Source organism: Pelagibius sp. (genome assembly GCF_965249265.1).
In the GTDB taxonomy this organism is placed as follows: Bacteria; Pseudomonadota; Alphaproteobacteria; order Kiloniellales; family Kiloniellaceae; genus Pelagibius.
Window position 1 is genome coordinate 5,064,613 of record NZ_OZ252224.1, and the last position, 18,801, is coordinate 5,083,413.

The 18,801-nt window shown below is 64.9% G+C and carries 16 protein-coding genes; all 16 read right to left on the reverse strand.

The features are described 5' to 3' along the window. Positions 1-2: 2 nt before the first annotated feature. The 16 genes from pnp to miaB all read right to left on the reverse strand — a co-directional run bounded on the left by pnp (position 3) and on the right by miaB (position 18,698). Positions 3-2,111, reverse strand: a complete 2,109-nt coding sequence (pnp, locus tag ACP146_RS23545; protein WP_422369198.1) for a polyribonucleotide nucleotidyltransferase — start codon at positions 2,109-2,111, stop codon at positions 3-5. 283 nt (positions 2,112-2,394) lie between these two features. After that, the gene (gene rpsO / locus ACP146_RS23550; protein WP_422369199.1) at positions 2,395-2,664 is read right to left on the reverse strand and encodes a 30S ribosomal protein S15; all 270 of its coding nucleotides are present in this window, start codon (positions 2,662-2,664) and stop codon (positions 2,395-2,397) included. Positions 2,665-2,681: 17 nt separating this feature from the next. Then, positions 2,682-3,659 carry a tRNA pseudouridine(55) synthase TruB gene (gene truB, locus ACP146_RS23555; protein ID WP_422369200.1) on the reverse strand — a complete coding sequence of 326 codons (978 nt, stop codon included), beginning with the start codon at positions 3,657-3,659 and terminating at the stop codon, positions 2,682-2,684. Then, positions 3,649-4,158 carry a 30S ribosome-binding factor RbfA gene (rbfA, locus tag ACP146_RS23560; protein ID WP_422369201.1) on the reverse strand — a complete coding sequence of 170 codons (510 nt, stop codon included), beginning with the start codon at positions 4,156-4,158 and terminating at the stop codon, positions 3,649-3,651. Before rbfA ends, truB begins: the two co-directional genes overlap by 11 nt. A 68-nt stretch (positions 4,159-4,226) precedes the next feature. Further along, on the reverse strand, positions 4,227-6,809 hold the full coding sequence (gene infB / locus ACP146_RS23565; protein ID WP_422369202.1) for a translation initiation factor IF-2: 2,583 nt from the start codon (positions 6,807-6,809) through the stop codon (positions 4,227-4,229). Between the two features lie 5 nt (positions 6,810-6,814). Further along, positions 6,815-7,459, reverse strand: a complete 645-nt coding sequence (locus tag ACP146_RS23570; protein WP_422369203.1) for an RNA-binding protein — start codon at positions 7,457-7,459, stop codon at positions 6,815-6,817. Positions 7,460-7,566: 107 nt separating this feature from the next. Continuing rightward, the gene (gene nusA, locus ACP146_RS23575; RefSeq protein ID WP_422369204.1) at positions 7,567-9,222 is read right to left on the reverse strand and encodes a transcription termination factor NusA; all 1,656 of its coding nucleotides are present in this window, start codon (positions 9,220-9,222) and stop codon (positions 7,567-7,569) included. 123 nt (positions 9,223-9,345) lie between these two features. Then, positions 9,346-9,888, reverse strand: a complete 543-nt coding sequence (gene rimP / locus ACP146_RS23580) for a ribosome maturation factor RimP (RefSeq protein WP_422369205.1) — start codon at positions 9,886-9,888, stop codon at positions 9,346-9,348. 373 nt (positions 9,889-10,261) lie between these two features. Further along, positions 10,262-10,966: a tRNA (guanine(46)-N(7))-methyltransferase TrmB gene (gene trmB, locus ACP146_RS23585; RefSeq protein WP_422369690.1), complete on the reverse strand. Its 705-nt coding sequence runs from the start codon at positions 10,964-10,966 to the stop codon at positions 10,262-10,264. Between the two features lie 115 nt (positions 10,967-11,081). Continuing rightward, the gene (gene metK / locus ACP146_RS23590) at positions 11,082-12,254 is read right to left on the reverse strand and encodes a methionine adenosyltransferase (protein WP_422369206.1); all 1,173 of its coding nucleotides are present in this window, start codon (positions 12,252-12,254) and stop codon (positions 11,082-11,084) included. A 162-nt stretch (positions 12,255-12,416) separates the two neighbouring features. After that, a complete protein-coding gene (locus ACP146_RS23595; protein ID WP_422369207.1) occupies positions 12,417-12,887 on the reverse strand; it encodes a helix-turn-helix domain-containing protein in 471 nt (156 codons plus the stop codon). 105 nt (positions 12,888-12,992) lie between these two features. Further along, positions 12,993-14,582 (reverse strand): apolipoprotein N-acyltransferase, encoded by a 1,590-nt coding sequence (lnt, locus tag ACP146_RS23600; protein WP_422369208.1) that lies wholly within the window; start codon positions 14,580-14,582, stop codon positions 12,993-12,995. Beyond that, entirely contained in the window at positions 14,579-15,448 is an 870-nt protein-coding gene (locus ACP146_RS23605; protein ID WP_422369691.1) for a hemolysin family protein, read from the reverse strand. Before ACP146_RS23605 ends, lnt begins: the two co-directional genes overlap by 4 nt. A gap of 75 nt (positions 15,449-15,523) precedes the next feature. Next, positions 15,524-16,123 (reverse strand): rRNA maturation RNase YbeY, encoded by a 600-nt coding sequence (gene ybeY / locus ACP146_RS23610; RefSeq protein WP_422369209.1) that lies wholly within the window; start codon positions 16,121-16,123, stop codon positions 15,524-15,526. A 65-nt stretch (positions 16,124-16,188) separates the two neighbouring features. Next, positions 16,189-17,229 carry a PhoH family protein gene (locus ACP146_RS23615; protein ID WP_422369210.1) on the reverse strand — a complete coding sequence of 347 codons (1,041 nt, stop codon included), beginning with the start codon at positions 17,227-17,229 and terminating at the stop codon, positions 16,189-16,191. After that, positions 17,226-18,698, reverse strand: a complete 1,473-nt coding sequence (gene miaB, locus ACP146_RS23620; protein WP_422369211.1) for a tRNA (N6-isopentenyl adenosine(37)-C2)-methylthiotransferase MiaB — start codon at positions 18,696-18,698, stop codon at positions 17,226-17,228. The genes ACP146_RS23615 and miaB overlap by 4 nt, the downstream gene beginning before the upstream one ends. Positions 18,699-18,801: the final 103 nt, after the last annotated feature.

Sequence of the window (18,801 nt, forward strand, 5' to 3'; positions counted from 1 at the left end):
CCTTAGCTGGCCTCGGCCTCCAGGTCCTCACCGGTCTCCTGGTTCACGCGCTTCATGGAAAGCTTCACCTTGCCGCGATCCATGCCGATGCACTTCACCTTCACGACGTCGCCCTCGTTGACCACGTCGCCGACGGTGTTGACGCGCTGGGGTGCCAGCTCGCTGATGTGCACGAGACCGTCGCGCGGTCCCAGAAAGTTCACGAAGGCGCCGAAGTCGACGACCTTCACGACCTTGCCGTCGTAGATCACGCCGACTTCCGGCTCGGCCACGATAGAGCGGATCCAGTCGAGGGCGGCCTCGGCCTTCTCCTGATCGACGGCGGCCACTTTCACCGTGCCGTCGTCTTCGATGTCGATCTTGGCGCCGGTTTCCTCGGTGATCTCGCGGATCACCTTGCCGCCGGTGCCGATGATGTCGCGGATCTTGTCCTTCGGCACAGTGATCACGGTGATGCGCGGGGCGTTTTCGGAGACACCTTCGCGGGCCGAGGTCAGGGCCTTGTTCATCTCACCCAGGATGTGCAGGCGGCCGTCCTTTGCCTGGTTCAGGGCGACGGCCATGATCTCCTTGGTGATCGAGGTGATCTTGATGTCCATCTGCAGCGAGGTGATGCCCTGTTCGGTACCGGCCACCTTGAAGTCCATGTCGCCGAGATGATCCTCGTCGCCCAGGATGTCGGAGAGCACGGCGAAGTCGTCGCCCTCTTTGATCAGGCCCATGGCGATACCGGCCACCGGACGCAGCAGCGGCACACCGGCATCCATCATCGACAGCGAGGAACCGCAGACCGTGGCCATCGAAGACGACCCGTTGGACTCGGTGATCTCCGACACCACGCGGATGGTGTAGGGGAAATCCTCCTTGTTCGGCAGCAGCGGACGCAGGGCACGCCAGGCCAGCTTGCCGTGGCCGATTTCGCGGCGGCCCGGCGCCAGGCGGAAACTGCACTCACCCACCGAATAGGGCGGGAAGTTGTAGTGCAGCATGAAGTGTTCGCGGTAGCTGCCTTCCAGGGAATCGATCAGCTGCTCGTCCTGGCCGGTGCCCAGGGTCGTCGTCGCCAGGGCCTGGGTTTCACCGCGGGTGAAGAGCGCCGAGCCGTGGGTCAGGGGCAGCACGCCGACCTCGGCCAGAATCGGCCGGATGTCAGTGGTGGTGCGTCCGTCGATACGGTTCGTGCCTTTCAGGATGTTGCCGCGGACGACATCGCTTTCCAGGGACTTGAACAGGCCGGAAGCGAATTCCTTCTCCTCGTCGCTAAGCGATTCGAGCGCGCCTTCGCGGACCGCCGCAAGCTTGGTCTGGCGGGCCATCTTGTCGACCTCGGAATAGGCCTCGGCCAGCTTGTCCATGATGCCGCCGGCAACCAGCTTGCCTTTGACTTCTTCGATCTCCGGCGCCGGCGGGGGAACCTCGCGCGGCTCCTTGGCGCAGCGCTCGGCCAGGGCGATGATGCCGTCGATGACCGGCTGCATCTGCTCGTGGCCGAAGTTGACCGCGCCCAGCATGACCTCTTCGGAGAGTTCGTGGGCTTCGGACTCGACCATCAGCACACCGTCGCGGGTACCGGCCAGCACCAGGTCCAGCGCGGCGTCTTCCATCTCGTCCATCAAGGGGTTCAGGACGTACTCGCCGTCCTTGTAGCCGACGCGCGCGCCGCCGATGGGGCCGAGGAAGGGCAGGCCGGAGATGGTGAGCGCGGCAGAGGCGCCGACCATGGCGACGATGTCCGGATCGTTCTCCAGGTCGTGGCTCAGCACCGTGCAGATCACCTGGGTCTCGTTCTTGTAGCCCTTGGCGAAAAGCGGGCGGATCGGCCGGTCGATGAGGCGGGAGGTCAGGGTCTCCTTCTCGGAAGGCCGTCCTTCGCGCTTGAAGAAACCGCCGGGAATCTTACCGGCGGCAAAGGTCTTTTCCTGATAGTTCACGGTGAGCGGGAAGAAATCCATGCCCGGGCGCGGGGCCGCCTCGCCGACCGCGGTGCAAAGCACCACCGTGTCGCCATAGGTCGCCAGCACGGCGCCGTTGGCCTGGCGCGCGATGCGCCCGGTTTCCAGGGTCAGCTTGCGGCCGCCCCACTCGATTTCCTGCTTGTGAATTTCAAACATGTTTTTCTGGGTCCTTCTAACCCTTCGCCGGTCGGTTTTTTGCCAAATAGCAAAGCGCCGGACCCGCGCAAGGGGCGCCCGCGCTGGAGAAAACTCCCCAGACGCCCCTTACGTCGGCCCGGCCCTCAACAGACCATCGTGCCGGCTTTGTCACGATGTCATTATTCGTCATCAGTCGCATTCGTCCGCGCCTGCGCCGGGCCTTCCCGCCGAACCGCCCCTGGTGAGGGAAAGGCGCGGCAGGAAAAGGTCGGCGCGAAACGCGGTCATTGTCGGCCCGATCCTAGCGGCGCAGGCCAAGGCGCTGGATCAGACCGTCGTAACGGGACTTCTCCTGAGCCTTCACATAGTCCAGCAGGCGCCGACGCTGGCCGACCATGACGAGCAGGCCGCGGCGCGAGTGGAAATCCTTTTTGTGGGTCTTGAGGTGTTCGGTCAGGTTCACGATCCGCTCGGTGAGGATTGCAACCTGTACTTCCGGGGACCCGGTGTCACCCTCGTGGGTGCCATACTCTTCGATCAGCGCAGTCTTGCGCTCGGCAGTGATCGACATCGTCTATCTCCATAACTCTAAAGGTTCAAAACCCGGACCGGGTGAACGTCACCTGCCTCATAACGGGCCAAAGCCACCGGCTTGCCGCCTGACGTGGTAAATACAATGGACCCGTTGCTGAGATCACTGATGCGATCGCGGTTGGCGCGCGCCACCATGGACACGGCCTGCCCGCAGCGCAGGCGGTTCGCCTCGGTCTCGGAAAGTTCCAGCGCCGGGATGTCGTCCAGCGCTGTCTCAACCGGGAGCACCTGCTCCAAGGCGGCGGGACTATGCCCCATGGATTCCAAAGATTCCAGCGAAATCGCGTCGGTCTCGGTAAACGGACCTACGGTTAATCGGCGCAGGTCGGTGATGTAGGCCAGGGTACCGCAGGCCCGCCCCAGATCCCGGGCCAGGGAGCGCATATAGGTCCCCTTGCCGCAGTGAACGTCGAAAACCGCGTGATCGCGGTCCGGCATGGCCCGCAGGGTGATTTCATGGACCATGACCCGGCGGGGCTTCAGCTCGAAATCCGCCTGGGCCCGGGCGAGATCGTAGGCCCGCTTGCCGCCGACCTTGATGGCCGAGTAGAGCGGCGGGATCTGCTCGATTTCCCCGGTGAAGCCGGGCAGCACGGCCTGAATGGCGGTCTCGTCGGGCCGGCCCTCGGCCTCTCCGATCACCGCGCCTTCGCTGTCGTCGGTCTCGGTCGCCTGGCCCCAGCGCAGGGTGAAGCGGTAGGACTTGCGGCCATCCATCACGTAGGAAACCGTCTTGGTGGCCTCGCCCATGGCGATGGGCAGCAGGCCGGTGGCCAGGGGATCGAGGGTGCCGCCGTGGCCGACCTTGCGGGGCTGCAGCACCCGCCTTACGCGCCCGACCACCTGGGTCGAGGTCATGCCCAGGGGCTTGTCGATCACCAGCCAGCCGTTGACCGGCGGGCCACTCCTCAGCTTCGGGGACTTTGGGGCCGCCTTAGCAGACTTTTGGGCCTTGGCGGCGTCAGGCGCCATCGTCCGGCCGTTTCATCGCGGGCCCGTCTTGCAAAGAGCCGTCGTCCAAAGCGCCCCTGTCCGGAGCACTGTCGTCCTGGCGCGGCGCCTCCACGTCGCGCTGGACCCGCGGATTATGCAGCAGGGCGTTGATCTTGGCCGCTTCATCGAAGCTGTGATCGGCCTGGAACGACAGACGCGGGGTATGACGCAGGTGAATCTCGCGCCCAAGCTGGCTGCGCAGAAAGGCGGCGGCACGATTGAGGGCGGCCAGCACCTCGCCGCTGCCGTCGCCGCCCAGCGGCACGACAAAGGCCGTTGCGTTCTTCAGGTCCGGGCTGACCCGCACCTCGGTGACGGTAACGCTGGCGCCTGCCAGGTCCGGGTCGTGCAGGTCGCCGCGCAGCAGAATGCGCGATACCGCATGACGCAGTTCCTCGCCGACGCGCAGCTGGCGCTGGCTGGGGGCTTTGGCGGCGCCCGATCTGGCGCCCTTTGCTGAGCTTCGCTGTGAACCCATGATCCGTTCTCGACTCTAGAACCAGGGGGCGGGCCGGGCGGTCTCAGCCGCCCGGCCCCACCGGAAACCTAGAGTTCGCGGGCAATCTCTTGAATTTCGTAGCACTCGATCTGGTCGTCGACCTGGATATCGGTGTAGTTCTCGAAGGCCATACCGCACTCGTAGCCTTCTTTGACTTCCTTCACCTCATCCTTGAAGCGGCGCAGGGTTTTCAGGGTGCCATCGTGAATCACCACGTTGTCGCGCAGCAGCCGCACCTTGGCCCCGCGCTTGACCATGCCTTCGGTAATCATGCAGCCGGCGACTTTGCCGACCTTGGAATTGCTGAAGACCTGGCGGATCTGCGCGTAGCCCAGGAAGTTCTCCTGCTGCTTGGGCGCGAGCATGCCGGACAGCGCGGCCTTGGCGTCATCCACCACGTTGTAGATGATCGAGTAGTAGCGGATGTCCACGTTGTCGCGGCGCGCCATCTGGCGGGCCTGCGGATTGGCGCGGACGTTGAAGGCGATGATGATGGCGCCGGTCGAATTGGCCAGGGTCACGTCGGACTCGTTGATGCCGCCGACACCGCGGTGCAATACCCGGACCTTGACCTCGTCGTTGCCCAGCTTTTCCAGGCTGTTGATGATGGCTTCCATGGAGCCGTGCACATCGGACTTCACGACCACCGGCAGCTCGGAGGTCTCGCCCTCCTTGATACGGCTCATCATCTCTTCCAGGGTACCGCGGCCGCTGACCGTGATCTCGGTTTCCCGGCGGGTCTGCTGGCGGTACTCGGCGATCTCGCGGGCCCGGCTTTCGTTGTCCATCACCGTGAAGTCGTCACCGGCGAAAGGCGTACCGTTGAGGCCGAGAACCTCCACCGGCGTCGCCGGACCGGCTTCCTTCAACTGCTCGCCGCGCTCGTTGGTGAGGGCACGCACACGGCCCCACTCGCTGCCGGCGACAAAGATGTCGCCGACCCGCAGGGTACCGCGCTGCACCAGCACGGTGGCGACCGAACCGCGGCCGCGCTCCAGCTTGGCTTCGACGATGACGCCCTCGGCGGGGCGTTCCGGATTGGCCTTCAGCTCCAGCAGTTCGGACTGCAGCAGGATGGCTTCTTCCAGCTTGTCGAGGTTGGTCTTCTCCGTCGCCGAAACCTCGATGGCCAGGATGTCGCCGCCCATGTCTTCGACGATCAGCTCGTGCTGCAGCAGCTCCTGCTTGACCCGCGAGGGATCGGCGCCGGGCTTGTCCATCTTGTTGATGGCGACGATGATCGGCACCTCGGCGGCCTTGGCGTGATTGATCGCCTCCACCGTCTGTTCCTTGATGCCGTCGTCGGCAGCCACCACCAGCACGACAATGTCGGTCACATTGGCGCCGCGCGAGCGCATCTCGGTGAAAGCGGCGTGGCCCGGCGTATCGATGAAGGTGATGCGCGCGTCAGAGGCCAGACGCACCTGATAGGCGCCGATGTGCTGGGTGATGCCGCCGGCTTCCCCGGCCACCACGTCCGACTGGCGCAGGGCATCGAGCAGCGAGGTCTTGCCGTGGTCGACATGACCCATCACCGTCACCACCGGCGGGCGCGACTTCAGATCCTTTTCGTCGTCGTCGGCCCCGCGCATACCGATCTCCACGTCGGAAGCCGAGACACGTCTGATCTTGTGGCCGAATTCCTCCACCACCAGTTCGGCGGTGTCGGCATCGATCGACTGGGTGATGGTCGCCATAACGCCGAGCTTCATCAGCGTCTTGACCACGTCTGCCCCGCGCGTGGCCATGCGGTTGGCCAGTTCCTGCACGGTGATGATCTCCGGCACCACCACTTCGCGGATCACCTTCTGCGGCGGCTGATGGGGCTGGTGCCCCTGGGTCGCCCGCATCTGCTTCTCGCGCTGGCGCTTGACCGAGGCGAGGGACCGCTGCCGCGCTTCCTGACCGTCCAGCGCCTGGCTGATGGTCAGCTTGCCCGAACGCCGCCGCTGATCGCCGCGCCGGCCCGGGGTGGCCTTGGGGGCCGCCGGGGCCTTGCTGCGCTTCGGCGCCGGGGCATCGGTCTTGCTTTTGGGGGTGGGCTTGTCCGCAGCCGGGACAGCCGCGGGGATCGGCGCCTGCGCCTCGGGCTGAGGGGTCGGCTCCGCCGCCTTTTGGGCCTCTTCGGCTTCGGCACGGGCCTTTTCCTCGGCCGCCTTCGCGCGGGCCGCTTCTTCTTCGGCCTTGCGGCGGGCATTCTCTTCCGCCGCCTTCTTGGCCTCGATCGCGCGCCGCTCGGCCTCCTGGGCTTCGCGCTCGCGGCGTCCGGCCTCTTCTTCCTTGGCGACCTCCAGCGCGCGGGCGCGGCTGGCGCGCTCCTCCGCCGAGAGCTGCCGCTTGCTGACCGCCTTTTCCTCGGCCGGCTTCTGCTCGACCGGCGCCGCCGCCGGTGCGGTTTCGCCCAGCACCTTTTCGGCCTCTGCAGTCGCCTCCGTGACCTCTTTCATGCGCCCGGAGGTGCCGCGCTCGAAAGTTCGGCTGCGCTTCACCTCAACGGTCACCGCCTTGCTTCGGCCATGGCTGAAGCTTTGACGCACCTGGCCCGTCTCGACCGTCTTCTTCAGTTGCAGCTTACCTGGTCGGTTCAGCTTCAACGGCCGCTTGGCTTCGGTTTCCTTGCTTTCCGTCATCTCTTCTAGCGCTCACCTTCGGTCGGGCGCCCAGCCCCGTTTCCTTGATCCTCAACACCCCGCAGACCGGCGAGGCGTCCAATATCCCGTTTCAAAGCGGCCGCAAAACGACCGCGCACCACGCCGACGTGGACGACAGCATCCCGTCCCAGAGCAGTGCCCAAGACCGCGCCGCTGCAAAACTGCAGCAGCTCGGTTTCCCGACCCACGGCCTTTGCGACGGCGCGCAGCTTATCGCGGCCGTCCGGCGCAGCATCGTCAGCCTGCAGCAACAGACCGATCCGGTCTGCCTTAAGCCCGGCCTTCACCTTCTCGAAGCCAGCCACGACAGCGCCCGCGCGCCGTGCCAGACCCAGTTGGTCGAGGCAGCGCCGCAGCGCCAACTGCTCGACCTGTTCAACAAGATCGGAAGGCAAGCGAACCTTTGCCTTTGCCGCCCTGGCAAAGAGATTCTTCTTGCAAGCCTTCTCCATCATATCGCGGCGCGCAAGCAACCACAAACCCCTGCCGGGCAGGCGTTCCGCGAAATCCGGCACCACCTGGCCTTCAGGACCGACAACGAAACGCAGCAGCATCTCCTTCGGCAACACCCGGCCGCTCGCCAGACAGCGCCGCTGCGGCACCTGCGGGGCGCCATCCCCAGCGTCCATCCGGGCGTCGATCCGGGCGGCTCGCGACGGCCTGCGCGCCTTGACCGAAGGCTCGCGAAGACTTCCCGAAGTCTGTTCCTGTGCTGCTGCCAACATTCCCTCTTTGTTTAGCTCTCCGATGGGCCGGCCCCGGCATCTTCGCCGTCGGCAGCCTCACCGGAGCCTTCGTCGCCGTCAGCCGGCGTTTCCTCGTCGTCGAACCAATGGGCCCGCGCCGCCATGATGATGCGGTTGGCTTCGTCCTGGGACATGGCACTGGCGCCGAGGATCTCCTCGAGCTCCTGCTCCGGCAGGCCGGTCATGGCCTCCAGGCTGTGCTCACCGCGCAGAGCGCTGGAGACGAAACGCAGCTCGTCAGCCGAAAGATCGGCAAGATCGTCCAGGCTTTGAACACCCTGTTCGCCCAGCGCCACCAGCAGGGTGGGGGAAATCCCCTCCATCTCGGTCAGTTCGTCGCTGACGCCCAGCTCGCGGCGGCGCTCCTCGTTCACCCGGTCCATCTCTTCGAGATGGGTGCGGGCGCGGGCGCGCAGCTCCTCGGCGACTTCTTCGTCGAAACCTTCGATCTGCGCCAGTTCTGCGACCGGCACGAAGGCGACCTGCTCCAGGGACATGAAGCCCTCGGCCACCAACAGATGGGCGATGACGTCGTCGACATCAAGCGCATCGATGAACATCTGGGAGCGGTCGCGGAACTCGTCCTGACGGCGCTTCGATTCCGTCTCCTCGGTCATGATGTCGATGTCCCAGCCGGTCAGGATCGACGCCAGGCGCACGTTCTGCCCGCGCCGTCCGATCGCCAGGGAAAGCTGGTCGTCGGGCACCACCACCTCGATGCGGCCCTGATCCTCGTCGAGCACCACCTTGCTGACCTCGGCAGGCGCCAGGGCGTTGACCACGAAGGTCGCGGTATCCTCGGACCAGGGAATGATGTCGATCTTCTCGCCCTGCAGTTCGCTGACCACCGCCTGGACCCGGCTGCCCCGCATGCCCACGCAGGCACCGACCGGATCGATGGAGGAGTCATAGGAAATCACGGCGATCTTGGCGCGGCTGCCGGGGTCGCGGGCGACCGCCTTCAGCTCAATGATTCCATCATAGATTTCAGGCACTTCCTGAGCGAAGAGCTTGGCCATGAACTGCGGATGGCTGCGCGAAACGAAAATCTGCGGGCCGCGCTGCTCCTCGCGAACGTCGTAGATGTAGCCGCGCACCCGGTCGCCGGTGCGGAAGGATTCCCGCGGCAGCGTTTCGTCGCGGCGCATCAGGGCCTCGGCCCGGCCGAGGTCGACGGTGACATTGCCGAACTCGTTGCGCTTGACGATACCGTTCACCACCTCGCCGACCCGGCCCTGGTACTCGTCGTACTGGCGCTTGCGCTCGGCCTCGCGGACTTTCTGGACGATCACCTGCTTGGCGGTCTGGGCGGCGATCCGCCCCAGATCGATCGGCGGCAGGTCTTCGATGATGAAGTCGCCGGGGCCGACGCCGTCCTGACGCTCCTGGGCGTCCTTGGTGAGGATCTGGGTGAATTCGTTCTCCACCTCGTCGGTGATCTCGCGATAGCGGCGCAGCCGGACTTCGCCGGACTTGCGGTCGATCTCGGCGCGAATGTCATGCTCGTGGCCGTACTTCGCACGCCCGGCCTTCGAGATGGCCTGCTCCATCGCCTCTAGAACTTCATCACGCTCGATCGACTTCTCGCGGGCCACAGCATCGGCCACCTGGAGAAGTTCGGTTCGTGCAAGAGCGCTGGTATCCATCGCTTATCTCAATCCCAAGAAGTCTCGTCGTAGGTCTAAAATCGTCCGTCCAAAACGGTCTGTCTGTATCAGGCGCCAGGGGTCTGCCCACCGCCAAGTTCTCTGCCGCAATTTCCTATGCAGCTAGTCGCCGTCCGCCGCCTGCTGGCTGGCGGCAATCAGGGCGTCGGTCAGCAGCAGCTTCGCCTTCACCATCTCGGCAAAGGGCAGCGCCACCTCGTCGCCGTCACAATCCATCACGATCGCCGCGCCCCGGGTGCCGCAGAGGCGACCGGAAAACCGCCGCCGCCCCTCGATCGGGCCGGCCATCTCGACCTTGCCGTCGAAACCGGCAAAGCGGTCGAAGTCCGCCAGGCGGGTCAGCGGCCGGTCGATCCCCGGCGAACTCACCTCCAGCGTGTAGGCCCGGTCGATCGGGTCTTCGACATCCAGGATCGCCGCGGCGGCCCGGCTGACCTCGGCACAGTTGTCGACGTTCATACCGCCGTCTTCCTGCCGCTCGGCCATGATCTGCAGACAGAGTCGGTCGCCGCCGGAAAGCTGAACGCGGACGATATCGTAGCCCATCGCCGCCAAAGAGGGCGCGATCAGGGCTTCGACTTCCGCTGCCTTGCCTTCGCTGGTTTTGGCCAGCACCGCAGAGGCCTGTTCCAAGGCCTGGGACAATGCCCAACCTCCCGTAACGGTGATGCTCGAATAAAAAAGGGCGGGCCAGAGGCCCACCGCTCGGTAGCCCGACGATCCCTGTTACTCCGGCACCGTCACTTGACTGCAGCGGACTTTACGCCCGCATCCCGCAGCCCGCAAGGCCTTTCTCCATTCCTGAGCGCCACCGGGAGAGGGCAAATCCGGGGCCGGACCCCGCCCGCGAAAGCCCGCCGCCGCAAGGTCGAGTAACGCCGCTAGATCGGATCATGTTTTGACGGAACCACTTCGTGGTTGCGCCAAAACATGTGAATCCGATCGCCATCAAATGGTTAGAGCAGATTCACCGGGTTTGATGGATCGCTGACGCGATTCCATCAAACCCAGATCTGCTCTAGGCCGGTTCGGTCACCGCGGCGCGGTCGATCCGGCGAAACCGCAGAAAGGCGGGGCTGCGTCCGGCTTTCAGCGCTTTTCGCTCATAGCGTGTCGCCGGCCAGTCCGCCGGCCGCTGTCGCCAGTCCGCCGGACCCGCAACCTGCCAGGTCAGCGCCGGCTCGGCCGTCAGGTGTTCCAGCGCCCAGGGCAGGTAACTCGGGTCGTCGGTGGCAAAGCGCAGTTCGCCGCCGTCCTTGAGCAGCCGCACCAGGGTCGCCACGGTGGCCGGCTGGATCAGCCGCCGCTTGTGGTGCCGGCGCTTCGGCCAGGGGTCGGGGAAGAGGATGAAAATCTTATCGAAGAGGGCATCCGGCAGACAGGCCATAAGGTCGCGGGCGTCGCCGACATAAAGCCTGAGGCGCGCGGTCTCCGGGCCCTCCGGCAACTGGTCGAGCAGGCTGGCGACACCGGTGACGAAATACTCCGCACCGATGATTCCGAGATCGGGCCCCTGATCAGGCCCGGGATCAGGCCCGGGATCAGGCCCGGGATCAGGCCCGGGATCAGGCTGGGGCCCTGCCTGCCAGGCCAGGTGTTCGCCGCCGCCGAAGCCGATTTCCAGATAGAGGCGCGACGGCAGCGGATCGAAGAGTGCCGCGGGCACAAGGGGCTTGTCATCCGCCGGCAGATCGATCCGCAAGGCCGGCAGCCGCTCCTCCATCACCGCGCGGCGGGCCGGGCGCAGCGGCCGGCCCTGACGGCGGCCATAGAAGTTGCGTCTGCCCGCAGACACGGCTCAGCCCCGGGAAAATCTCAGGCGAAAACGGCGCGGACGGTCAGGCGCCGAAGGCGCTGCGCAGCGGCTCGACAAGATCGGTCTTCTCCCAGGAGAACCCGCCGTCGGCATCGGGCGCCCGGCCGAAGTGGCCGTAAGCGGCGGTGCGCGCGTAGATCGGCCGCGACAGGCTGAGGTGCTCGCGAATCCCGCGGGGCGAGAGATCCATCAGGTCCTGAAGCGCCTTTGCCAGCTTGGCTTCTTCCACCTTGGCGGTGCCGTAACCATCGACATAGACGGAGAGCGGCTTGGAGACACCGATGGCGTAGGAAAGCTGGATGGTGCAGCGCTCCGCCAGCTCAGCCGCCACCACGTTCTTGGCCAGATAGCGCGCGGCGTAGGCTGCCGAGCGGTCGACCTTGGTCGGGTCCTTGCCGGAGAAGGCACCGCCGCCGTGGGGCGCGGCGCCGCCGTAGGTGTCGACGATGATCTTGCGGCCGGTGAGGCCGGCATCGCCGTCCGGGCCGCCGATCACAAAGCGCCCGGTCGGATTCACGTAGAAATCTTCCTCGGCGCACATCCAACCTTCCGGCAGCACGTTCACGACGTGGGGCCGCACGATCTCACGCACCTGATCCTGGTCCAGATCACCGGCATGCTGGGTCGAAACCACCACGGAAGTGGCCCGGGTCGGCTTGCCGTCGACGTATTCCAGCGTGACCTGGCTCTTGGCATCCGGCAGCAGGCCCGGCTCGGCGCCGGAGTGCCGCGCTTCGGCCAGAGAGCGCAGAATGTTGTGTGACAGATAGATCGGCGCCGGCATCAGTTCTTCGGTTTCGCGGCAGGCATAACCGAACATGATGCCCTGGTCGCCGGCCCCTTCGTCCTTGTTGCCGGCGGCATCGACGCCCTGGGCGATATCGGCTGACTGCTCATGGATGTAGTTTTCCACCGCCATCTTTTCCCAGTGAAAGCCATCCTGCTCGTAGCCGATTTCCTTCACCGCATGGCGGGCGACCTGCTCGATCAGATCGCCATTGACCTCCGAAGGGCCGCGCACTTCGCCGGCCAGAACGATGCGGTTGGTCGTCGACAGGGTTTCGACGGCGACGCGGGACAGGGGATCATGGGAAAGGAAGGTGTCGACGATGGCATCGGAAACTCGATCGCAAACCTTGTCGGGATGACCTTCCGAAACTGACTCACTGGTGAAAAGATAGCTGCCGTTACGCACCGCGTGGCTCCCGCTGATTCGCGTCTGTTTTGTGGAATAGATCGCTGGGAATAGCGACGCTGAAGAGCAAATGCAAGAAAACACGCCACGGCAGACAGCGACAGCGGGCCGTCAGGGAATCAGATCGGGTCTTGAAAGTGCCCCAGCCGAGAGTCCGGCCGCTTAGTCTTCAACCTTGTCCGCGTCTTTGCCACCAGCCGCAGCCAAGGCCTTGGTCATCTCGAAAAGACGTTTCCGAATGCTTGGGTCCTGGATCTTGTAGTAGGCGCGTACCAGTTCCAGGGTCTCGCGCTTGACCAGCGGGTCAAGCTCCTGTTCCGGCGAGGGCTCGGCGGCTCCCGGTCGCTGCGCCGGCGAACTGGCGGCCACGTCGTTGGGCATCTCATCGAAGAAAAAGCCAACCGGAACGTCCAGAACGCGGGACAGATCGAAGAGGCGGCTCGCCCCGACGCGATTGGCGCCCCGTTCGTATTTCTGTACTTGCTGGAATGTCAGGCCAATAGCCTCGCCGAGCTTCTCCTGGCTCATTCCCAGAAGCGTTCTCCGCAAACGGACCCGGCCCCCGACATGAACATCTACCGGATTAGGTCCACTTATCCGGTGGTCACCCAGCGCCACGCTGCGTCGCGCCATTCGCATCTTACCTTATTTAGGAAAACAACAGAACCGTAGGACTATAGGCATACACCTGTATGCCAACAGAGGGTTGATTCGTCAAGTGCCCTCTGTCTTAGTCGGTCAAGCAAAACGTCGCAACACAAATATAACACAAGTACACACAATCAGTTCTACCAAATATAGCCAATTACCCGCATTGGAATAAAGGGTCTCGTGTTCAGCAGCTTCGGGTAGTTCTGCATCAATAATACCTCGATCATTGAGATTAATTTGTTCAATCACTCGACCATAAGAGTCTATAACTGCTGAAATTCCATTATTGGCAACGCGAATAAGGGGAAGTCCTTCCTCTATTGCGCGCAGACGTGCCGATGCAAAGTGTTGGTAGGGGCCCGAAGAATCGCCAAACCAGGCATCATTGGTCAGATTCAGAAGCCAGCGCGGCGGCTGCCCTGCGGAATCCTTCACGCGGCCGGGGAAAATCACCTCGTAGCAGATCAGCGGACTGAAGGCCGGCAGGCCCGGCAGATCGAGGGTGCGCAGACCGGGCCCCGGCGAAAAGTCCCGGTTGCCGGCGGTCAGCTTGGCAAAGCCGAACCATTCGCGCAGCGGCGTGTACTCACCGAAGGGAACCAGATGCGCCTTGTCGAAGGTCGCCGCGATCCCTCCGTTTGAATCAAGGGCGTAAAGCGAATTCCAGATCGGCCCGTCGGGCTGTTCCGGCAACATCCGCGGCGCACCGGCGATGAGATACCCGCCCGGCGGGACTATAGCGGCCAGTTCCTGCTGCAGGATGGGTTCGAGAGAAAGGACATAGGGGATCGCCGTCTCGGCCCAGATGATATGGGTGCGGTCTTCAAAACCCGGCGCCAGTGTCATCCGCATCTGATTGCGCAGATGCTCGGCGCGCAGATCCCGGCGCCATTTCAGGGCCTGGGGGATACTCGGCTGAACCAGCCGCAGGCGCACCTCCTCGACCGCCGCCGTGCCGAGCGCCGGCGCGGTGGACAAACGCCAAGCGCCATAGCCCCAGGACAGCAGCGGCAGGGTCAGCGCGACAGCGACAAAGGCATAGCCGGCGCGCGAGCGCTGCTTGGGATCGGCGAGCAAAGCCGGGGCCGTCGCGGCGAGGACGGTGATCAGGCTCAGCGACCAGACGCCGCCGAGCGCGGAAAGCTGCAGCGTCTCAGGTGAGAAAGCCCAGACCGAGCCCATGAGGTTCCAGGGAAAGCCGGTGAGCACCCAGGCCCGCAGCCCCTCCGCCACCAGCCAGGCCGTGGCCAGGCCCAGGACGCCGGCCGGTCCGCGAAGCCCGCTCTTGGCGGTGATCCAGAAGGCCAGCGCCGGAAACAACGCCAGCCCCATGGCAAGACCGCCCACCGCAAAAGGCATCACCCAGCCGAAACGCTCGGCATCGACCAGGAAGGCTTCGCCCACCCAATAGAGACCGACGGCGAAATGGCCGCTGCCGAAGGCCCAGCCGAGCAGTGCCGCCTGCCGTGCCCGGCGCACCGCCTGCAGCAGCCAGAAGGCCACGACGAAGGCCGGGATCAGAAGGGGGATCAGATAGAGCGGCGGCATGGCGAGCGCCGCGAGACCACCGCAGACCGCGGCCAGGGCGACACGGCGCCAAAGGGTCAGGCCGGCCAGCCGCTGCGGCCAGGCCGGCCGGTGTTTCCGCTTCTCGCCGCCACCGGTCTCAGCCGTCATTTCTGCGCCGGAGCGGGCGTTTTCGGGCTCGCACGGCCCGTCGGTTTATGCACGCGCAGCCGTTTCACACGGCGCGGGTCGGCTTCGAGCACCTCGAAACTCATCCCGCTATGCTCGTGGACGACCAGTTCACCCCGTCCCGGCACGCGCCCGGCGACGGAGATCAGCAGTCCGCCGAGGGTGTCGATGTCCTCATCGCGTTCCTCATCGGACAGTACGGGACCGACCTTTTCCTCAAACTCCTCGATGGTCGCGCGGGCATCGGCGGCAATGCTGCCGTCGGCGCGGTCGATCAGCTTCGGGCCTTCGGCGACGTCGTGTTCGTCGTCGATCTCGCCGACGATTTCCTCGACCAGGTCCTCGATCGTCACCAGCCCGTCGATACCGCCGAACTCGTCGACGACCAGGGCCATGTGAACCCGCGACAGCCGCATTTCGAGCAGCAGATCGAGCACGCGCATCGACGGGGCGACCACCAGAATGCGGCGCACCAGGTCGACCAGATCGAAGGTGCGTTCGCCCTTCATGTAGGTCAGGACATCCTTGATGTGGACGATGCCGACGACTTCATCGAGGGTTTCGCGGTAGACCGGCAGCCGTGAATGGCCGGCCTCGCTCATCACATCGATCAACGCCTCGATCGGCGTGTCCAGGTCGACGGCGACGATATCGGCCCGCGGCACCATCACGTCGTAGGTCGTCAGGTGCCGCAGCCGCAGGATGTTCGACAGCATGACGCGCTCGTCGCCGCTGATCGGCGCCGCGGTCTCTTCCTCGCCCTCGACCTCTTTGATCTCGTCGATGATCTCTTCAAGAGTCTCGCGAAGCTGCGCCTCGCTGTGGCGCGACCTCAACAGGCCGCGCAGTCGCTTCCATAGGCTGCCGCCTTGCGGCTCGCCGGCGCGGGGACTTCGACCGTTGCTTGATGTTTCGGCCAAGATTCAGTTTTCCTCCGAAATCATGCCTGGCGTCATGGCAGGACGCCTGCGATAGGGATCCGGCACCCCGAGATCCGCGAGAACCGCTACTTCCAACGCTTCCATTTCCTCCGCCTCGGCATCGCTCTCGTGATCATAGCCCAGGAGATGCAAAAGACCGTGGATCAGAAGGTGTAGGGTGTGGTCCTGAAGCGGTTTTTCCTGCTCCGCGGCTTCACGCAGCACCGTCTCGCGCGCCAGGACGATATCCCCCAAAAGCCGCGGCGGCCCGGCATCGGGATCGCCGGGCAGGCCGCCCGCGGCGCCAAGCACTTCCACGTTGTGGGGCGCTTCCATATTGGGGAACGACAAGACGTTGGTCGGGCCGCTGCGGCCGCGATAGGCCTGGTTCATTTCAGCCACCGTCGCATCGTCGGCAAACAGCAGGCTGATTTCCACCACGCCCTTCATCGGCTCGGCAAGGCTGCGCGATTGCAGATAGGCCAAGGCGCTACCGACTGATCTCCCGGCCAGATTTTCCAGATCTTCCAGGCGGTCGGTCCAGGCGGCGTCTTGCAGCGAGACGGCAATCTCCAACCGGCTTATCCCAGGCGCATCTTTCATCTTAGCCACGGTCTCCGCAGCCACCCCTCGCCAAGCCTTTCAACAGGCCGGGCAAAGGGGCAGGACTACCGACCGAAGAGATCCCCTTCTCCAGACCTGCTGGCATCATAGGCTGCGTAGGCACGCACGATGCGGGTCACCAGGGAATGGCGCACCACATCGGCGGCGGTGAACTGGACGAAGGCCACGCCCTCCATATCCGCCAGGATACCGGAGGCTTCGCGCAGGCCCGAGGGCGCACCCTTGGGCAGGTCGATCTGCGACAGGTCGCCGGTTATGACCATGCGGCTGTTCTCGCCGAGGCGGGTCAGCGCCATCTTCATCTGAACCGGCGTCGTATTCTGCGCCTCGTCGAGAATGATGAAGGCATTGGTCAGCGTCCGGCCGCGCATGAAGGCGAGCGGGGCCACCTCGATCTCGCCGTTGGACAGCCGGCTGGCGACCTGGTTGGCCGGCAGCATGTCGTAGAGCGCGTCATAGAGCGGACGCAAATAAGGATCGACCTTTTCGTTGAGATCGCCCGGCAGGAATCCGAGACGCTCGCCGGCCTCCACCGCAGGCCGCGACAGAATAATGCGCTCGACCGCGCCCTCCATCAGCATGGAGACCGCCATGGCAGCCGCCAGATAGGTTTTGCCGGTGCCGGCAGGGCCGATCCCGAACACCATCTCGTGGCTGCGCAGCGCCTGAACATAGGCCTTCTGGCCCGGCGAGCGCGGCGTCAGGCGGCGTTTGCGCGTGGCAATCGCCAGCTCGTCGGAATGCACCGCGGCCACCGCCTGGTGCTCACTCTCCTGGCTCGGCGCCTGCACCGCCATGCGAATGACCGCGTCGACCTCGCCGTCGCCGACCTCCAGCCCTTTGCGCAAGCGTTCATAGAGGGCGGTCAGGGCCGCATTGGCGACGGCCACGGAGTCGGCGGGCCCGAAAATCGCCAGGCGGTTTCCCCGCGACGCCAGGCTGACACCCAATTGTTGTTCGATGCGCAGCAGGTTCTGATCATGCTCTCCATAGAGCAGCGGCAAGAGGCTGTTGTCGTCGAACTGCAGGAAAGTCGGCTCACCCTTGCGATCGGTCGTGGTGCCGCTGAGACTGTCAGAGCTCAAGCTGAAATCCTTGTGGTTGTCGCACTGCTCGATGACGCACTGCTCGATGACGCACTGCCGCTGCATGAGGCGGCGGCCGCAGCGGGTTGCCGCTCCGCCTCCAGGCAGAGCCGTCCGGCCAGGGAGTTGGGAAAGGCGGCCTCGATCTCCACCGCCATCAGCTTGCCGATCAGGCGCTGCTGGGCCACCTCCGGCAAGGCCACATGCACCGACTGCATATAAGGGCTGCGCCCGGCCAACTGGCCCGGACGGCGGCCGGGCTTTTCAAACAACACCGGCAGCGTTCGCCCGACACAGCTTTCGTTGAAGGCCGCCGCCTGGGCGCCGAGAAGCTGCTGCAAACCGGCCAGCCGTTCGGTCTTCACCGTTTCGGGCAGTTGCTGTTCCTCGACCGCAGCCGGGGTGCCGGGCCGCGGGCTGTATTTGAAGGAATAGGCCTGGGCGTAGCCGACCTCGGTCACCAGGCGCAGGGTCGCGGCATGGTCGGCATCGCTCTCGCCGGGGAAGCCGACGATGAAATCCGATGACAGGGCGATATCCGGACAGGCCCGGCGCAGGCGCTCGATAATGCGCAGGTAGTCTTCGGCTGTGTGCTGGCGGTTCATCGCCGCCAGGATCCTGTCCGAACCGGACTGCACCGGCAGATGCAGATAAGGCATCAGCGTGGCCAGTTCGCCGTGGGCGGCGATCAGTTCGTCGTCCATGTCGCGCGGATGCGAGGTGGTGTAGCGCAGGCGGGTGAGGCCTTCGATCTCGGCCAGGGCATAGAGCAGACGGCCGAGCCCCCAGGTGCCGCCGTCCTTGCCGCCCTCGGGGGCCTCGCCGTGGTAGGCATTCACGTTCTGGCCCAGCAGAGTGATCTCCTGAACGCCGGCCACCACCAGGCGCCGGGCTTCGGCCAGCACGGCCGCCACCGGGCGCGAGAACTCGGCACCCCGGGTATAGGGGACGACACAGAAGCTGCAGAACTTGTCGCAGCCCTCCTGAACCGAGAGAAAGGCCGCCGCCGCGGTTCCGGTGGTTTCCTCCGGCAGAAAGTCGAATTTGGATTCCACCGGAAAGTCGATATCCAGGTGTCCGCCGGCAGAGCGGGCGGCACGGGCCACCATCTCCGGCAGGCGGTGATAGGTCTGCGGCCCGAAAACCAGATCCACCTGGGGCGCCCGGCGCAGAATTTCCTCGCCCTCGGCCTGAGCCACGCAGCCGGCCACCGCCAGCACCATATCGCGGCCTTCGGCCTGGCGCTCCTGCTTGAAGGCGCGCAGCCGCCCCAGTTCCGAAAAGACCTTCTCGGAGGCTTTTTCGCGAATGTGGCAGGTGTTCAGAATCACCATATCGGCGCCGCGCGGGCCGTCCACCGCCTCATAGCCCAGGGGCGCCAGGACATCGGCCATCCGCGATGAGTCGTAGACATTCATCTGGCAGCCGTAAGTCTTTATAAAGAGGCGCTTTTTACCGCTCTCAGTCACCGCTTTCCTAACACTCCAAGCGCCCCGGAAGCCGGTCGCCCGACCGGCCCGGAGGCAACCCTAGCCAAAGATACCACAGAACCCGCCGGAAATGCCCAGATCC